This is a genomic window from Streptomyces sp. NBC_00878, from assembly GCF_026341515.1.
Lineage (GTDB): Bacteria > Actinomycetota > Actinomycetes > Streptomycetales > Streptomycetaceae > Streptomyces.
In genome coordinates this window covers 4,795,770-4,810,554 of the sequence record NZ_JAPEOK010000001.1, presented here as the reverse complement: position 1 = coordinate 4,810,554, position 14,785 = coordinate 4,795,770, and the positions used below count along the sequence as shown (strand labels likewise).

Annotated in this window: 17 protein-coding genes; 10 read left to right on the top strand and 7 right to left on the bottom strand. The window is 69.0% G+C overall.

Annotated elements, in window-relative coordinates; translation table 11 throughout:
* Window positions 1–6 precede the first annotated feature (6 nt).
* Entirely contained in the window at window positions 7–438 is a 432-nt protein-coding gene (locus OHA11_RS20275) for an ATP-binding protein (RefSeq protein WP_266498339.1), read from the bottom strand.
* A 227-nt stretch (window positions 439–665) separates the two neighbouring features.
* On the opposite strand from OHA11_RS20275, the gene OHA11_RS20270 reads away from it, so the two are divergent.
* Together OHA11_RS20270 and OHA11_RS20265 are read left to right on the top strand one after the other, a co-directional pair.
* Entirely contained in the window at window positions 666–1,517 is an 852-nt protein-coding gene (locus OHA11_RS20270) for a helix-turn-helix transcriptional regulator (RefSeq protein ID WP_266498336.1), read from the top strand.
* Window positions 1,518–1,528: 11 nt separating this feature from the next.
* On the top strand, window positions 1,529–1,705 hold the full coding sequence (locus tag OHA11_RS20265) for a DUF397 domain-containing protein (RefSeq protein WP_266498335.1): 177 nt from the start codon (window positions 1,529–1,531) through the stop codon (window positions 1,703–1,705).
* A gap of 9 nt (window positions 1,706–1,714) precedes the next feature.
* Here OHA11_RS20265 and OHA11_RS20260 read toward each other — a convergent pair whose 3' ends face one another.
* Complete coding sequence (locus OHA11_RS20260; protein WP_266498330.1) at window positions 1,715–2,344, bottom strand: DUF5753 domain-containing protein; 630 nt, start codon at window positions 2,342–2,344, stop codon at window positions 1,715–1,717.
* Window positions 2,345–2,482: 138 nt separating this feature from the next.
* Here OHA11_RS20260 and OHA11_RS20255 point away from each other — a divergent pair, with 138 nt between their 5' ends.
* The 4 genes from OHA11_RS20255 (at window position 2,483) to OHA11_RS20240 (ending at window position 4,541) form a co-directional block, all read left to right on the top strand.
* The gene (locus tag OHA11_RS20255) at window positions 2,483–2,710 is read left to right on the top strand and encodes a hypothetical protein (protein ID WP_266498328.1); all 228 of its coding nucleotides are present in this window, start codon (window positions 2,483–2,485) and stop codon (window positions 2,708–2,710) included.
* Window positions 2,688–3,215: a DUF6879 family protein gene (locus OHA11_RS20250; protein WP_266498327.1), complete on the top strand. Its 528-nt coding sequence runs from the start codon at window positions 2,688–2,690 to the stop codon at window positions 3,213–3,215. The genes OHA11_RS20255 and OHA11_RS20250 overlap by 23 nt, the downstream gene beginning before the upstream one ends.
* A gap of 74 nt (window positions 3,216–3,289) precedes the next feature.
* Window positions 3,290–4,099: a DUF5753 domain-containing protein gene (locus OHA11_RS20245; RefSeq protein WP_266498325.1), complete on the top strand. Its 810-nt coding sequence runs from the start codon at window positions 3,290–3,292 to the stop codon at window positions 4,097–4,099.
* Window positions 4,100–4,208: 109 nt separating this feature from the next.
* The gene (locus tag OHA11_RS20240) at window positions 4,209–4,541 is read left to right on the top strand and encodes a hypothetical protein (protein WP_266498323.1); all 333 of its coding nucleotides are present in this window, start codon (window positions 4,209–4,211) and stop codon (window positions 4,539–4,541) included.
* Between the two features lie 71 nt (window positions 4,542–4,612).
* Here the strand turns inward: OHA11_RS20240 and OHA11_RS20235 are convergent, their stop codons facing one another.
* The gene (locus OHA11_RS20235; RefSeq protein WP_266498322.1) at window positions 4,613–5,188 is read right to left on the bottom strand and encodes a TerD family protein; all 576 of its coding nucleotides are present in this window, start codon (window positions 5,186–5,188) and stop codon (window positions 4,613–4,615) included.
* A gap of 318 nt (window positions 5,189–5,506) precedes the next feature.
* Between OHA11_RS20235 and arfB the strand changes: the two genes are divergently transcribed.
* Both arfB and OHA11_RS20225 read left to right on the top strand, forming a co-directional pair.
* Window positions 5,507–5,935, top strand: coding sequence for an alternative ribosome rescue aminoacyl-tRNA hydrolase ArfB (gene arfB / locus OHA11_RS20230; RefSeq protein ID WP_266498319.1), 429 nt, complete (start codon window positions 5,507–5,509; stop codon window positions 5,933–5,935).
* A gap of 342 nt (window positions 5,936–6,277) precedes the next feature.
* Window positions 6,278–7,198, top strand: coding sequence for a sigma-70 family RNA polymerase sigma factor (locus OHA11_RS20225; RefSeq protein ID WP_266498317.1), 921 nt, complete (start codon window positions 6,278–6,280; stop codon window positions 7,196–7,198).
* A 78-nt stretch (window positions 7,199–7,276) separates the two neighbouring features.
* Here OHA11_RS20225 and OHA11_RS20220 read toward each other — a convergent pair whose 3' ends face one another.
* Window positions 7,277–7,840, bottom strand: a complete 564-nt coding sequence (locus OHA11_RS20220; protein WP_266498315.1) for a flavin reductase family protein — start codon at window positions 7,838–7,840, stop codon at window positions 7,277–7,279.
* A 428-nt stretch (window positions 7,841–8,268) separates the two neighbouring features.
* On the opposite strand from OHA11_RS20220, the gene cdgB reads away from it, so the two are divergent.
* Together cdgB and OHA11_RS20210 are read left to right on the top strand one after the other, a co-directional pair.
* The gene (gene cdgB / locus OHA11_RS20215; RefSeq protein ID WP_266498314.1) at window positions 8,269–9,960 is read left to right on the top strand and encodes a diguanylate cyclase CdgB; all 1,692 of its coding nucleotides are present in this window, start codon (window positions 8,269–8,271) and stop codon (window positions 9,958–9,960) included.
* A 154-nt stretch (window positions 9,961–10,114) separates the two neighbouring features.
* Window positions 10,115–11,086, top strand: coding sequence for a carbohydrate-binding protein (locus OHA11_RS20210; RefSeq protein ID WP_266498311.1), 972 nt, complete (start codon window positions 10,115–10,117; stop codon window positions 11,084–11,086).
* 194 nt (window positions 11,087–11,280) lie between these two features.
* Here the strand turns inward: OHA11_RS20210 and OHA11_RS20205 are convergent, their stop codons facing one another.
* The 3 genes from OHA11_RS20205 to OHA11_RS20195 all read right to left on the bottom strand — a co-directional run bounded on the left by OHA11_RS20205 (window position 11,281) and on the right by OHA11_RS20195 (window position 14,635).
* Complete coding sequence (locus OHA11_RS20205; RefSeq protein ID WP_266498310.1) at window positions 11,281–12,210, bottom strand: 1-phosphofructokinase family hexose kinase; 930 nt, start codon at window positions 12,208–12,210, stop codon at window positions 11,281–11,283.
* A gap of 194 nt (window positions 12,211–12,404) precedes the next feature.
* A complete protein-coding gene (nagA, locus tag OHA11_RS20200; protein ID WP_266498309.1) occupies window positions 12,405–13,643 on the bottom strand; it encodes an N-acetylglucosamine-6-phosphate deacetylase in 1,239 nt (412 codons plus the stop codon).
* Window positions 13,643–14,635: an ROK family protein gene (locus OHA11_RS20195; RefSeq protein WP_266498306.1), complete on the bottom strand. Its 993-nt coding sequence runs from the start codon at window positions 14,633–14,635 to the stop codon at window positions 13,643–13,645. The genes nagA and OHA11_RS20195 overlap by 1 nt, the downstream gene beginning before the upstream one ends.
* Window positions 14,636–14,785 lie beyond the last annotated feature (150 nt).

The window sequence follows — 14,785 nt, the reverse complement described above, 5'->3', positions numbered from 1 at the left end:
GGCAGGTTAGCCGCCGGTGTTGCTTCGCAGTTCGAACCAGACGCGTTTGCCGGTGGTGTGGTAGCCGTCGGTCCAGGTCACTCCCCAGTCGTGGGCGAGTCCGGCGAGGAGTGCTAAACCGCGGCCGTTCTCGGACTGACCGTCCGCGGCTCGCAGGTGGGGACGGCCGGCGCTCGGATCGTCGTCGTGCACGGAGACGAGTACGCGGTCGTGGCGGACCACCGCTTCGAGATGGACGGCGGATGCGGTGGTGTGGAGGTTGACGTTCGTCACGGCTTCGGACACCAGCAGGCGGGCCGTTTCCGCGAGTTCGGGGTGGCCGGTGGTTTGGAGGAGGAGGGCGATCGTGTCTCGGCAGACCTTTGGGCTGGAGGAAGCGTTCGGGGCGCGGAGGCGGTAGGTGTGTGAGCGGTCCTCGGTGAGTACTGCGAAGGGCATGCGGACTCTCCCTGTTCGGTACGTGATGGTTCGCGCTGCACACCGCCATGGCTCGGCCACGCCAACTGGCCTGGCTGCACTGTGGGGTTATTGGTGTGTGGTGCGAGTAAGGCAGTAGGGCACATCTATGTGCCGTCTCATGGATGTGCCGAAAATGCACCCGTGCGAGTGGACCCGCCGTACGAGTGCGCGGCAGACTTGGATCGCTCGACCAGGAAGAGGAACGGATGCCGCCCAGGAGTAAACCCACCGCACGCCAGGCTCGGCTCGGCGCGGAATTGCGCAAGCTCCGGGAGGTGGCAGGCATGCCGGCCCGCGAGGTGGGGGCCTTCCTCGGCGGCAACCAGGCGCAGATCAGCCATATCGAGGCGGGACGTTGGGGCGTCAGCGCGGATCGTGTGAGGCGGTTGGCCACCTTGTACTCAGCCTCTGACGAGAAGTTGGTCGAGGCGTTGTGCGCCATGGCGGAGGAGCGGGGCAAAAGGTGGTGGGAGGACTACCGAGGTGTCCTGCGTCCTGGGTTTCTGGACCTCGCCGAGATGGAGCAACACGCCACCTGCTTGCGCAGTGTCCAGATCGTGAACGTGCCCGGAATCCTTCAGAGCGAGGAGTACGTACGGGCGATTCACAGTAGTTACGTTCCCGAACTCCCCGCTGACGAGTTGGATGCACGTGTGGAGTTCCGGATGAAGCGGAGGAGCATCTTCGAGTGTGCTGCGCCCACACCTTTCGTGGCCCTTGTGCACGAAGCAGCCCTGCGCATGCGGTACGGCGGACGCAAGGTGGCGAAGGGGCAACTGGAATTCCTGCTGGAAGCGTCCGAGTGGCCGACGGTGACATTGCGGGTCATCCCGTTCACCTGTGAGGACTTCATCGAGGCAGCCCACTCCCTGTTGTACGCGGTAGGAGTTGTGCCGCAGCTCGACACGGTTCATCTGGACAGCCCTGTGGGCGGCGTCCCCATCACCGACACTGCCGGTCTCAACAGGTTCGGTGGGATGCTTGACTTCGCCGAAGGCGCGGCACTGAGCGAAGGTGAGTCCCGGCAACTCATCCACCACATCGCACGAGAGCTGTGAGGGGTACCGGTATGTCGCTCCAGTGGCAGAAGTCCTCCTTCTCGGGAATCGACGCCGAAGATTGCGTCGAGCTCGCCCATCACGAGGGCCAGATCCTGATACGCGAGAGTGACGCCCCGGACAAGGTCATCACCGCCATACCGGCCCGACTCCAAGCCCTGCTCGGGGCCTTGAAGGCCGAGCGGTAGAGAGGCCCGTCAGGAGAGGGAGCTCAACTCCGTCTCGATCAGGGCCCTTGTTTGCGGTGTGTTGCGAGCCTCCTGCCCATAGACCGCCGACCGTTCAAGCAAGCCGAACGCCTTCTCGTAGACGGCCACCTCGTCCTTGTCCGTGATGGTGAGACCGGCTGAGAACGTCTCGACCTCCACCTGGATTCCGTCGAAGATCGAGAACGAGTTCCCTGGGTAGAGGTCGATTTCTGCCCGTGCTGGGATGACGCCCAGCTTCAGGCCCGGCATTTCGAGGTCCTCCAGGAGGTGGGTGAGCTGGCCCCGCATCACGTCCGTACCGCCGAGGTTCGTACGCAGAGCCTGTTCGCCGAGCAGGGTGCGGTATGTGCGGCCGTCCTGCCCGATGAACTGGGCGCGGGCCGTCCGGCGTGCCACACCGGCCTCGACGTCGTCGGGGGTCCCGTGGAAATCGATGACCCGCTGGAATACGGCTCGGGCGTAGTCGGCGGTCTGGAGGTTGCCCCAAACGATGTTGGCGCAGTAGTGACGGGAGTCCTGTGTCCTGCGGACCAGTTCCAGGAACTCGTCCTGCACCGGCCCGGTTCCCTCGTGGAGCAGTTCGTCCCACTTGCCGTGCGGCTGCCTTGGCTTCGTCATGGGCAGGAAGCCTGCCCATGACCGAGGGCGGAGGGAACCTTAAATCGGTGCAAGTGCCCGCAAGTTCAGTGCGTGCATCGGAGAATTGCGTGCAAGCTCGGATCCGTAGATCGTTGGCCCACAAGCATGGAGGAAGCCATGGCTCTGCACCTGCTGGGCAAGGATCCTGAATCGCCGGAGGGTAAGTCCCCGACGGTGTACTACGACGACGCGACCGACAACTATCTGGTCCAGGGCTGGAAGGTCCTGGACGGCGAGCGGCTGACGCAGCTCGACCTGCCGGATCACGAGACCGTTGTCGAGATCCCCAAACGCATGATGCAGTTCTTCCCGGAGGTGAACGGTGGCGGAGGAGCCCACGTTTGACGAGCTTTTCCGGCTGGCCAAGCGGTCTGCGGTGCATCTTGAGATGCGGGACGGCTACATGCAGTCGGATCCGGAGTACGTCGCCTGGCGCGAGGGGGCCCGCGAAAAGTCCCGCTATCTCGATCAGGAGACCAGTTCCTGGCTTGCACTGATGCGCGAGATCACCGGTCGAGGAGTGGTGGTGCGACGATCTCGGATCGTCTCGGAGCCGGTCACTGACTACATTCGCTTCGAGCATCACGTGACGGCTGGAAACATCGAGGCGGGAGAACAGGTTCGCTGGCTTCCTCGGCGACGGGCCTCGGATCTGGCGCTGCCGGGGAACGACTTCTGGCTGTTCGACGACAGCCTCGTCGTCTTCCTGCACTTCACGGGTGACGGAGAACTCTCACCTGAGGGTGATGAAGAACGGACGTCGGATGAGGCCGTGGTCAGGCTGTGTGCCGAGGCCTTCGAAGCCGTCTGGGAGCGCGCTGTTCCGCATGACGAATACCGGTTGTCCTGACTGACTGAGTGTGGCGGCGAGTACTCCAAGTGACTTCTTCAGCGTCCTCGGCCGTCCAAGAAGCACGCAGGACTTTGGGCAAGCGGCTTCGGGAGATCCGCCAAGCGGCAGGATTCACCACGGCACGGGCGCTCGCTGCCCGTGCCGGCTGGCATGAGTCCAAGTCCTCGCGCATCGAGAACGGAGTAACTCTCCCCTCAGAAACCGACATTCGTGTCTGGGCCGAAGTGTGCTGTGCGGAGGATCAGGTCCCAGAGCTGATCGCCACGGCTCGCGGCATAGAGGAAATGTATGTCGACTGGCGGCGCCTGGAGCGTGCGGGCCTGAGGCATGTGCAGGAGTCCGTTCTACCGCTCTATGAGCGCACGCACCGGTTCCGCTTCTACCAGTCGTGGGTCGTCCCCGGGTTGTTGCAGACGCCGGGCTACACCTGCTCGGTCCTGGAGACCGTCGCTTCTCTTCGTGAGGCTCCAGGGGACGTTGCTGATGCCGTGGCCGCGAGGATGGCACGCCAGCACATTCTCCACTCTGCCGGTCGTAGGTTCGCATTCCTCGTTGAAGAGTGGGTTCTTCGTACCGTCATCGGTAATAGCGAGACCATGGCGGCTCAGCTGGGTCGGCTCATTACTACCGCTTCATTTCCCTCGGTAAGTCTCGGCGTCATTCCGATGGGTGTTCCTCGCGGGCGTGCCTGGCCGACCGAGTCGTTCTCGATCTTCGATGACGACCAGGTCGGCGTGGAGCTGGTCAGTGCGCACCTCAACGTGCGTCAACCGGTCGGGATTGTCGAGTACGTGCGGACGTTCGCCGAGTTGGCGGGGATCGCGGTCGACGGAGCCCAGGCGCGGAAGCTGATCACGTCTGCCATCGACGCGCTTGAGTGAACCGGCGCAAGTGTGTAGAAGTTCGTTGGCCTGCTGTGCCGTCCGGCCTGACGCTTTGTGCATCGTCAGCAGCGTCCGACGACACCGGCACGCTGCCGCGGAGTTCGCGGTGTCCGAAGTGCCGCCGATCGAGACCGCGCACTGGCTGTTGAAACCGGCCGGGCACATCCGGGGCACGTGGCGGAATCCCCAGGGCGCATCGGCGTGGCTGGGGGTGCGGCTCGTCGAATACGCACCTCGGTTCAGCGGCCGACGCCAGCAGTCCGCAGCTTGGATCGCGGACACGGTCACGTCGGCCGCGGAGAGATTGACCGGGGGCTGCGACGTGTCGCTGGGCTTCTACCTCGGCCATCCGCTGTTCCTGTCCCTCGCCCTGGTCACCTGCTCACCCAATCGCGCGTCGCCAGAGTTGTTGTGTCCCGCCGGGTTGGCGGGGCGATGACAGGGAGCCCCTGGGCCGGCTGTGCCGGACCAGGGGCTCCCTGTCATTGCCGTTCAGGCGGGACTTGGCTGTCAGACGTTGACGCCGAAGTCCTGGGCGATGCCCGTCAGGCCGGAGGCGTAGCCTTGGCCCACCGCGCGGAACTTCCACTCCGCGCCGTTGCGGTACAGCTCGCCGAAGACCATGGCCGTCTCCGTGGCCGCGTCCTCCGAGAGGTCGTAGCGGGCGATCTCCGTGCCGCCGGCCTGGTTGACGATGCGGATGTACGCGTTGCGGACCTGGCCGAAGTTCTGCGAGCGGGTCTCCGCGTCGTAGATGGAGACCGGGAAGACGATCTTGTCGACGTCGGCCGGGAGGCCGGCCAGGTTGACGTTGATCGCCTCGTCGTCGCCGGCGCCCTCGCCCGTGCGGTTGTCGCCCGTGTGGACGATCGTCTGGTCCGGGGTCTGCTTGTTGTTGAAGAAGACGAAGTGGGCGTCCGAGTAGACCTTGCCCGCGGGGTTGACCGCGATGGCCGAGGCGTCCAGGTCGAAGTCGGTACCCGTGGTGCTGCGGACGTCCCAGCCGAGGCCCACGGTGACGGCGGTCAGGCCCGGAGCCTCCTTGGTGAGCGAGACGTTGCCACCCTTGGACAGGCTTACAGCCATTGTTGGGAGTCCTTCCCTCGTTTGACGTACGTACGGGTCCTGCGGGTCCTGCGGCCCTGCGGTCCTGCGGTGGTGCGGTGGTGCTGTCCTGCGCGCCGGGCTTCGTACGGTTCGTACGGGACGAAGCTACCGGCACCCCTAAGAACGCCGAAGGGGGTCCCCAGGGTTCCACCCCTCTTTACTTTCTTTACCTGTCGTCGAGGAGGGTGGGGTGGCGCCCGTCCCGGAGGGGTGGGGTGGCGCCCGTCCCGGAGGGGTGGGACCGGCGTGTCGAAAAGCGCGTGACGTGGACCGGACAGGCAGGGGACCATGGGGGCTATGTCCGGTCCCTATGTCATCCGTGGCTCCGTCTCGCTGCCCGAGGCCGAGCTCATGTGGCGTTTCTCGCGCTCCTCCGGGCCGGGCGGGCAGCACGTCAACACGTCCGACTCACAGGTCGAGCTGCGCTTCGACCTGGCGAAGACGGAGGCGCTGCCGCCGGTGTGGAAGGAGCGGGCCCTCGCCAAGCTGGCCGGGCGGCTCGTCGACGGCGTCGTCAGCGTGCGCGCCTCCGAGCACCGTTCCCAGTGGCGCAACCGCGAGACCGCGGCCGTCCGGCTCGCCTCGCTGCTCGCCGAGGCCAGCGCCCCGCCGCCGAGGCCCCGTCGCGCCACCCGGATTCCCCGCGGGATCAACGAGCGTCGGCTGCGCGAGAAGAAGCAGCGCGGAGATATGAAGCGCGGGCGCTCCGGTCGCGACTGGACCTGAGGGGCCGCGTCCTCCCGTCACATTCGTCCCCCGTCACATTCGTCCCTCGTCACATTCGGCCCCTGTCACATTCGGCCGCCCCGGTACGTCAACTTACCGACGGACCGCGGAAGAACGCGGAAGAAAGCGGTGGAGCAGCGGCCGAGGGTGGCCGAGGTGTGGTCGATGGGTGGCTGAGGAGATGCTGCGCGCATGAGCGGGGACGAATTCCTTTCGTCGGAAGAAAAGGCCGAAGAAAAGTCGGAGAGCGGGCCGGAAAACAAAGAAAACAGTCGTGAGGGCGATCGTCGGAACGGCTCTTGGGACGGTCGTGAGGATCGTCGTCCGCGCGGGCGCGAGAACGTGCTCGACGTGGAAACGCTCGCCCTGCGATTCGAAGCGCACCGCGCCCATCTGCATGCCGTCGCCCACCGCATGCTCGGCTCGCTCACCGAGGCCGACGACGCCGTTCAGGAGGCCTGGCTCCGGCTCAGCCGGTCCGACGTCGGCGCGGTCGAGAACCTGGGCGGCTGGCTCACGACTGTCGTTGGCCGGGTCTGTCTCGACATGCTGCGCTCCCGCCGGACGCGCCGCGAGGAGCCCCTGGGCGAGCCGGACAGCAGGCCCGGTGGGGTGGGTGCGCCGGGCGGGCGGGTGCCGGACGCTGTCCTCGGGGCCGGCGCCGGAGCCGATCCCGAGGAGGAGGCGCTGCTCGCCGACTCCGTCGGCCTCGCCCTGCTCGTCGTCCTGGAGACGCTGAGTCCGGCCGAGCGGCTCGCCTTCGTGCTGCACGACCTGTTCGCCGTGCCCTTCGAGGAGGTCGCGACCGTCGTGGGGCGTACGCCGGCCGCGGCCCGTCAGCTCGCCAGCCGAGCCCGGCGCCGGGTCCAGGGAGGTACTCCGACGTCCGATGCCGATCTCGAACGGCAGCGGGAGGTCGTCGGCGCCTTCCTGGCCGCCGCGCGGGACGGGGACTTCGACGGGCTCGTCGCGGTGCTCGATCCCGATGTGGTCGCACGGTCCGGGGCCGCTGTCACGACCGGCGCGGCGGCCGTGGCGTCCGGCGCGATCACGTTCGGGCGGCTCGCCGGCGCCGGGCGGCCCGCCCTCGTCAACGGAGCCACGGGCATCGTGGGCTTCATGGAGGGACGCCTGGTCAGCGTGCTGACCTTCACCTTCGTACGCGGCCGGATCGCGGTGATCGACATCGTCCGGGAGGCGGAGTGGCCAGTCGGGGCCGGGCTCGACACCACCTGCCTCGACATCACTTACCTGGATCGGTGAGGCGGATCGCCGCCACCACCCCGACTGTCGTCAACTGCCCCCGCTGCCCCCGCTCCCGGCCCCGGCGGAGTACGTCACCTACCCCAACGGCCGGTACCGGCCCCGGAAGTGCGTCAGCGGGCCGCTCTCCGTGTTCGGTACCGACGACGTCAGGACCCGGCCGATGACCAGCGTGTGATCGCCCGCCGTCACCCGCTGTTCGGTCCGGCACTCCAGGGTCGCGAGCGCCCCGCCGACCAGCGGGGCGCCGGACGCCTCGCCGCGTACCCACGAGATGTCCTCGAAGAGGAGGCGGTCCGAGATGCGGCCCTTCATGGCGAAGCGGCCCGCGATCTGACGCTGGGTCTCGGTGAGGACGGAGACCGCCCACAGGGGCTGTTCGTCGAGCAGGTCGTCCATGCGGGAGCCCTCGCGCAGGCTGAGGAGGACGAGGGGCGGGTCCAGGGACACGGACATGAACGAGGTCGCCGTCATGCCGACGTCTTCGCCGCTCGGGCCGTCCGGGTCCGGCTGCGGCTCGTGCGCGGTCACCAGGACCACGCCCGCGGCCAGCCGGGACATGGCGGCGCGGAACTCGTCGTTGCTCACCCCCTCAGCATGCACGGGCGGGGCGGGCGGAGCGGCAGAGGGAGTGTTCAGCACGGAAAGACGCTATTCTCCGGCGTCCGTGCGGCACATCGGGCCAAGGGCCGAGTCGAGTCCTAGGTCTTGCGACTGGCTTGCGGTCGGGGAGAGGAGTGTGACTTGTGCCTCCTATCTGGAGCGCGCACACATCCCACAAATTTGCGGTCAGTAAACGCACCGCGAAAACACAGAAACTCTACTCAATTGTTCATCTTAATCTGTGACTTGAGTCACAGGTGCCATATTTTGTTGACCCTGTGTACCGAGTGGGCAGCGCGCTGTGATTCAGTGGCGGGGACGCTGTGAGCAGTAGGCGATCAGTGGGACCGGCCGTTGAGTGGGTCGAGTGGCCGGTGGATGATCAGTTGGCGATCAGTAGGCGATGAGTACAGACGAGAAGCCTGGATAACTCTGGAGTTGCTGTCGAGGTCTCGGGGAGAGCGAGCATGGAGACCGAGTCGGAGCCGTACGTCCGTCTTGCGACCCTGCGGCAGCTGCATCAGGTCATGGCGGACATGAACACGGCCCGCAGCCTGGCCGACACGCTGCAGACCGTCGCCGACGGAGTCGTGACCGGCCTCGGCTACGAACTTGCCTGCGTCAACCTCGTACGCCCCGACGGCGACCTCGTGGTCGCCGCCCTCGCCGGGAACTCCGCCGCCGAGGCGCTCATCGCCGGACGGGCCGGCTCCCGCGCCTCCTGGGACCGTCGGCTCACCATGGGCGAGTCGTGGGGCGATCTGCGCTTCATACCGCACACGGAGGGCTGGGTCCTCGACGAGGACGACGTCCCGCAGTGGTACACCGACGGGCCCGCTCCGCGCTTCGAGGACGAGTGGCACCCCGCGGACCGGCTCTTCGCGCCCATGTACACCCCGGGAGTCCCTGGCGGCTCCCGCGGCGAACTGATCGGCGTGCTGTCCGTGGACCGCCCGCGCAACGGACGGCACCCCGGCGCCTGGGGCCGCGAGGCCCTGCAGATGTACGCGTTCCAGGCCGCCATCGCCATCAGCAACGCGCGTCTACGTGCCAATATGCAGCGCGCGCTGGTCCGCCTGGAGCGGGAGCAACAGGCGCTGCGCGCCAGCGAAGAGAGCTTTCGGCAGGCCTTCGAGTACGCCCCGTCCGGCATGGCCATCGCCGAGATGGGCGGCGAAGAGCACGGCCGGATCCTGCGTACGAACGACGCCCTGTGCCGCCTCCTGGGCCGGCCCGCCTCCTCGATGCGCCGCTACTCCTTCTCCGACCTCGTCCACCCCGAGGACATCGGCACGCTGCTGCGGACCTCCGCCGAGGGCGGGCGGGCCGAACTCAGACTCTGTCGCCGCGACGGTACGTACCTGTGGGTGTCGCTGCGCAACAGCGTGGTCGCGGACGCCGCCGACGGGCCGCGGTTCCTGCTCACCCACGTCGAGGACATCGAGGAGCGCAAGCGCCGCGAGTTGCAGCTCGCCCACCGCGCCTCGCACGACTCGCTCACCGGCCTGCCCAACTCGGCCGAACTGCGCGCCCGGCTCGGCTCCCGGCTGTGCGCGAAGCCCGCGGCGACGGAGCCCGGCGTGGTCGACACGATCGACGCGGCGTACGGGCACCCGCCGGCCGAGCACGACACGGCCGGTGCGGTCGGCGTGTACGACGCGAACGGGCACGGCTTCGACTACCGGCCGGGCCACGACGGGTTCGCCGCCTACGACCACCATGTGCACACCGTCGCCCCGGAGGGCGACGTGGACGACGGGACGAAGGGGCTCGCGGTGCTCTTCTGCGACCTCGACGGCTTCAAGTCGATCAACGACCGGTTCGGGCACAACGCCGGCGACGCGGTGCTGATCGAGGTGGCCCGGCGCCTCGGCGGCGCGGTGCGCGACGGGGACACGGTCGCGCGGCTCGGCGGCGACGAGTTCGTGGTGCTCGCCGACGGCCTCGGCCGCGCCGACGCGCAGGACCTCGCGGTACGGCTGCGGAACGAGATCATCCAGCCCATCAGGGTCGACGGCCGGGCCGTGCGGGTCGGTGCCAGCTTCGGTATCGGGTGGGCACACTGCGGCATGACGGCGGACGAGGTCCTGCAGTCCGCCGACGAGCGGATGTACGTAGAGAAACGGTCTCGTCCCAAAGCGCACAGGCGTGCGGGCTGATCCGCAGGTCAGCGATGCGAGGCGAGCCGAGTCACCCGTTTGGGGCACCGGATGGGGGTCCCCCCGGTCGAGTGAATCCGAGACTGGGGGAGGGTAGGCTCGCCTTTCGATCCCCCGTACCGCATCTGAACCGCACCCGCTAGGAGACCTAGGGATGACGCCCGGCAACAACGGCGCGAGCACGCCCGAGGACGACGACCCGTTCGGCTATCTGTACGCCGACGGTCAGGCCGCCGGAGCCCAGCCGCCGAGCGGCGGCGGTGGCTACGGCTACCCCGGCTCGGTCAACAGGTCGCGGCCGGTCGGTGAACGCCAGTACGGCCAGCCCGCCGCGCCGACAGCCCCCACCGCGCAGTACGGGCAGGTGCCCCCGCAGCAGGGGACGTACGGCCAGCCGAACGCGAACTACTCGGCGCCCGAGGCCTTCCCCGGCGGCGCGCCCACCACGTACGAGCCGCTGCCCGACTACGCCGGTAGCGGTGGCGGTGGCGGCCGGGGCCGCGGTCCCAACACCAAGGGTCTGCTGATCGGTGCCGTCGCCGTCGTGGCCGCCGTCGTGATCGGCATCGGCATCGCGATGCTCGGCGGCGACTCGGACGACGACAAGGGCGGCGACGCGACGGGCTCGACCCCGCCGCCCGGCCAGAGCGTCGAGCCGAGCGCGGAGCCGACGAAGGAGAGCGAGGCCCCGGCCGACCTCCCGACGATCGACGCGAAGGCCCTGAAACTGGGCTCCGGCGTGACGACGGCGTCGGACGTCGACGGCGCGAGCTCCGCGGGCGGGATCTATGTGACGGGCCTCAACACGGTCGGCTCCGAGGTCACCTGGTCCGTCAGCGGGATCCCTGAGGGCGGTGTCTACACCCTCTTCGCGGTATACAGCGCCGCCGGCGACGACCAGGAGATGACCCTCACCGTCAACGGCAAGCCGTTCGGCAACAAGCTGAACCTCGGCAACTTCGCGAAGGCCGGGGCGGGCGAGTTCGAGAAGGGCTGGACGCAGACCTACGCGTGGCCGACCCTCAACAAGGGCACCAACACGATCTCCCTCTCCTGCCAGACCGGCGACAAGTGCGACGTACTCCTGGACCAACTGAGCCTGAAGGCGGGCCAGGTCAAGCGCTAGGGCAGGTTTTTTTGGGGGCGCGGGGAACGGCGCAGTCTTTTAGGGGCGCGGGGAACGGCGCGACCAGCCCCCACCCACCCGCAGCCGACACTCTGCCTCATAAGGGGCGCGGGGAACTGCGCGAGCAACCCCCACCCACCCGCAGCCGAACATTCCGCAGCCAAGCGGAGCGCTTCCGCGGCCAAGCGGGGCGCTCACGCCGCGGTCACCTCCCCCGTCACAGTCACCCGCCCCACCAACTCCTCGTACGCCGACCGGTCGAACTCCCCCGCCACCGGGGTCAGTACGGTCGCCGCGGACAGCGCCACCGCCCGGGCCAGGCGGTCCGGCCACGGTAAGTGTTCGACCAGCCCCGATAGCAGGCCCGCGACCACGGAGTCACCCGCGCCCGTCGGGTTCCCGCGGACCGGCCCGGGCGGGACGGCCCGCCAGTCGCCGTCGGGCGTACGGGCCAGGAGGCCCTCCGCGCCCAGCGAGGCCACCACCGCGTGCGCGCCACGCCGACGCGCATCCCGCGTCGCCTGCGACGGCTCGTGCGCGCCGGTGAGTTCGGCCAGTTCGTCGGCGTTCGGCTTCACGACGTCGGGGCGCGCGGCCACCCCGCGCCGCAGCGGCTCCCCGCTGGTGTCGAGCAGCACCGGCACCGCCAACGCCCTTGCCGCGCGGACGAGTTGGGCGTACGCCCCCACCGGCACCCCGGGCGGCAGACTGCCGCACAGCGCCACCGCCGAGGAGGACCGCAGCAGATGCTCGTACGCCTCCTTGAAGGCGGACCACTCGGCCGAAGTGATCGACGGGCCAGGCTCGTTGAGTTGAGTCGTGTCACCGGTCGTCGTGTCGGCCACCGCGATCGTGCGACGGGTCGCGCCCGCCACCGGGACCAGCGCGTCCACGACACCTGGTGTGTACGTGAGTTGCTCCTGGACGGCCCGCCCGGTCGCCCCGCCCGCGAAGCCCGTCGCCGTCACCTCGTGGCCGAGGGCGGCGAGCACCCGGGCCACGTTCAGGCCCTTGCCGCCGGGCCGTTCGGTCACCTCGGTGACGCGGTGCGAGGTGTGCGGGCGCAGCCCCCGTACGCGATAGGTGATGTCGAGAGCGGTGTTCAGCGTGACCGTGAGGATCACCTGGGCCCGGCCTCCCTCGAAGAGATTGATCAAAGAGATTCAAGGACGTTCGTCAAAGACGTTCGTCAAAGAGATTCATCAAGCGGACACCCAGAACGCGCTTGCCGGCCGTCCCGGAGACCCGATCATGTCAAAGGGAACGGCGGTCGGCCCAGTCCTGCGGGCCAACCGCCGTACGGCAACAGGGGATTGCGTCACCCCAGCCGCGGTTCCACCACCCATGCGCCCCGGCGCATCACGCCCTTGACCTCGAAGTCGGAGTCCAGCACCACCAGGTCCGCGTCCTTGCCCGGCTCCAGCGAGCCCACCCGGTCGTACAGGCCGAGCAGCCTGGCCGGATTGGCCGAGATGGCCGCGACGACGTCCTCGACCGGCAGCCGGTCCACGGTCACCGCCCGCCTGAACGCCCGGTCCAGCGTGAGCGTCGAGCCCGCGATCGAACCGCCCTCCACCAGCCGCGCCACACCCTCACTGACCTCGACCTCCAGCGGGCCGAGCATGTAGCGCCCGTCGCCGAAGCCCGCCGCGTCCATCGCGTCCGTGATGAACGCCACCCGGTCGCCGCCCGCGTGATGGAACGCCAGCTGGAGCGAGGCCGGGTGCAGATGCACGCCGTCGTTGATCAGCTCGACCGTGATCCGCTCGTCCTCCAGGAGGGCGGCGATCGGACCGGGGGAGCGGTGCCCGAGCGTGGGCATCGCGTTGTAGAGGTGCGTCGCCACGGTCGCGCCCGCGTCGATGGCCTCCACCGTCTGCTCGTACGTCGCGTCCGTGTGCCCGATCGCCGCGATGACGCCGTGTTCGGCGAGGAGGCGTACGGAGTCGATGCCGCCCGGCAGTTCGGTGGCGAGCGTGACCATGGTGGCCCGGCCGCGGGCCGCGTCGATCAGCTTGCGGACCTCCGCCGGGTCCGGGTCGCGCAGCAGCTCCTCGGAGTGGGCGCCCTTGCGGCACGGGGAGATGAACGGGCCCTCGAAGTGGATGCCCGCGATGTCGTCCTGCTCGGCCAGCTCGGAGAGCAGTCCGGCGCGCTGGGCGAGGCCGTCCATGTCACCGGTGACGGTGGAGGCGACGAGGGTCGTCGTGCCGTGCAGGCGGTGGGTGTGGATGCCCTTGAGGATCTCCTCGACCGTGCCGGAGGTGAAGGAGGCTCCGCCGCCGCCGTGGTTGTGCATGTCGACGAAGCCCGGGACCACCCAGTGGTTGCGCAGGTCCACCGTGGGTGCGCCCGCGGGAGCGCTTCCGGCGATGCGCGTGCCCTCGACGATTACGCGGCCGCCGTTCACCGTCCCGGTGGGGAGTACGACGTCGGCACCTGAGAGGACCACGATGTGCGGGTCGGTGGGGGCTGGTCGCGCCCACGCGGCGGAGCCGCGTGATGTCTCGCCCCGCGCCCCTTGCGGGGCGCTGTCGTGCACCCGGTTCATGGTCATCAGGGGGTTACCTCCGAAGCGGGGTTGGAAGGGGAAGGGGTACCCAGCAGGTCCCAGGCCAGGAGGCCCGCGCCCAGGCAGCCGGCCGTGTCCCCCAGTGCCGCGGGGACGATGGCGGGCAGCTTCTGGAACGTGACGCGTTGCTCGACCGCGGCCCGTAGCGGTGTGAACAAGGTTTCCCCTGCCTCGGCGAGACCGCCACCGATGATCAGGGTGCGCGGGTCCAGCAGGGTGAGCGCCGTGACGAGTCCGTCGGCGAGGGCGTCCACGGCTTCCTGCCAGACCACCCGTGCCCGGGGGTCCCCGGACTCGACGGCCTTCGCGCAGTCCGCCGCGTCCGCCTCCGGGTCGCCGGACGCCTCGGCCCAGGCCTCGCTGACCGCCGCCGCGGACGCGAACCGTTCCAGACAGCCGCGCTGGCCGCACGGACAGGGGGCGCCACCGGGGCGTACGACGATGTGGCCGATCTCGCCCGCGAAGCCGTGCGCGCCCGCCTCCACCCGGCCGTCGATGCCGATCGCGCCCGCGATGCCGGTGCCCAGCGGCACGAACAGAAAGCGGTCGGCCCCCTGGCCCGCGCCGATCCGGCCCTCCGCGAGTCCGCCGGTGCGCACGTCGTGGCCGAGGGCGACCGGGATCCCGTCCAGCCGCTCGCTGAGCAGGTCCCGCAGGGGTACGTCGCGCCAGCCGAGGTTGGCCGAGTAGGCGGCGATGCCGCGGTCGGCGTCCACGATGCCGGGTACGGCGACGCCGACGGCCGCCGCGGGCTCGCCGAGGTGGCGCTCGCCGTACGCGCGCAGGTCGGCCGCGAAGGCGAGGATCGACTCGACCACGGCGTCCGGCCCGTGCTCGCGGCCGGTGGCGCGGCGGGCCTGGTGCAGCACGGGGGGTGGCGCCGGGGGTGACCCCTCGGAGCGCATGGCATCGGCCGCCCCCACGAGGGCGGCCTTCATCCCGGTGCCGCCCACGTCGAGGGCGATGACATGTCTCACGAGGACAGTGTCGCCCCTTACCCCGTGAGAGGTCTAGTCCACTCACGTGGTGTAGACCTTAGGGCGAAATTGCGAATCGAAATAAATTGGATCGCACGTGTGAATCGGCCGTTTCGATCGGCCGTGCGGACGAGTCAAGAGTGGGGCGAC

Coding starts and splice junctions, on each gene's coding strand:
- OHA11_RS20210 (WP_266498311.1), top strand. CDS start 10,115: ATGACGCCCGGCAACAACGGCGCGAGCACGCCCGAGGACGACGACCCG.
- OHA11_RS20255 (WP_266498328.1), top strand. CDS start 2,483: ATGGCTCTGCACCTGCTGGGCAAGGATCCTGAATCGCCGGAGGGTAAG.
- cdgB (WP_266498314.1), top strand. CDS start 8,269: ATGGAGACCGAGTCGGAGCCGTACGTCCGTCTTGCGACCCTGCGGCAG.
- arfB (WP_266498319.1), top strand. CDS start 5,507: ATGTCCGGTCCCTATGTCATCCGTGGCTCCGTCTCGCTGCCCGAGGCC.
- OHA11_RS20275 (WP_266498339.1), bottom strand. CDS start 438: ATGCCCTTCGCAGTACTCACCGAGGACCGCTCACACACCTACCGCCTC.
- OHA11_RS20260 (WP_266498330.1), bottom strand. CDS start 2,344: ATGACGAAGCCAAGGCAGCCGCACGGCAAGTGGGACGAACTGCTCCAC.
- nagA (WP_266498309.1), bottom strand. CDS start 13,643: ATGACCATGAACCGGGTGCACGACAGCGCCCCGCAAGGGGCGCGGGGC.
- OHA11_RS20270 (WP_266498336.1), top strand. CDS start 666: ATGCCGCCCAGGAGTAAACCCACCGCACGCCAGGCTCGGCTCGGCGCG.
- OHA11_RS20265 (WP_266498335.1), top strand. CDS start 1,529: ATGTCGCTCCAGTGGCAGAAGTCCTCCTTCTCGGGAATCGACGCCGAA.
- OHA11_RS20235 (WP_266498322.1), bottom strand. CDS start 5,188: ATGGCTGTAAGCCTGTCCAAGGGTGGCAACGTCTCGCTCACCAAGGAG.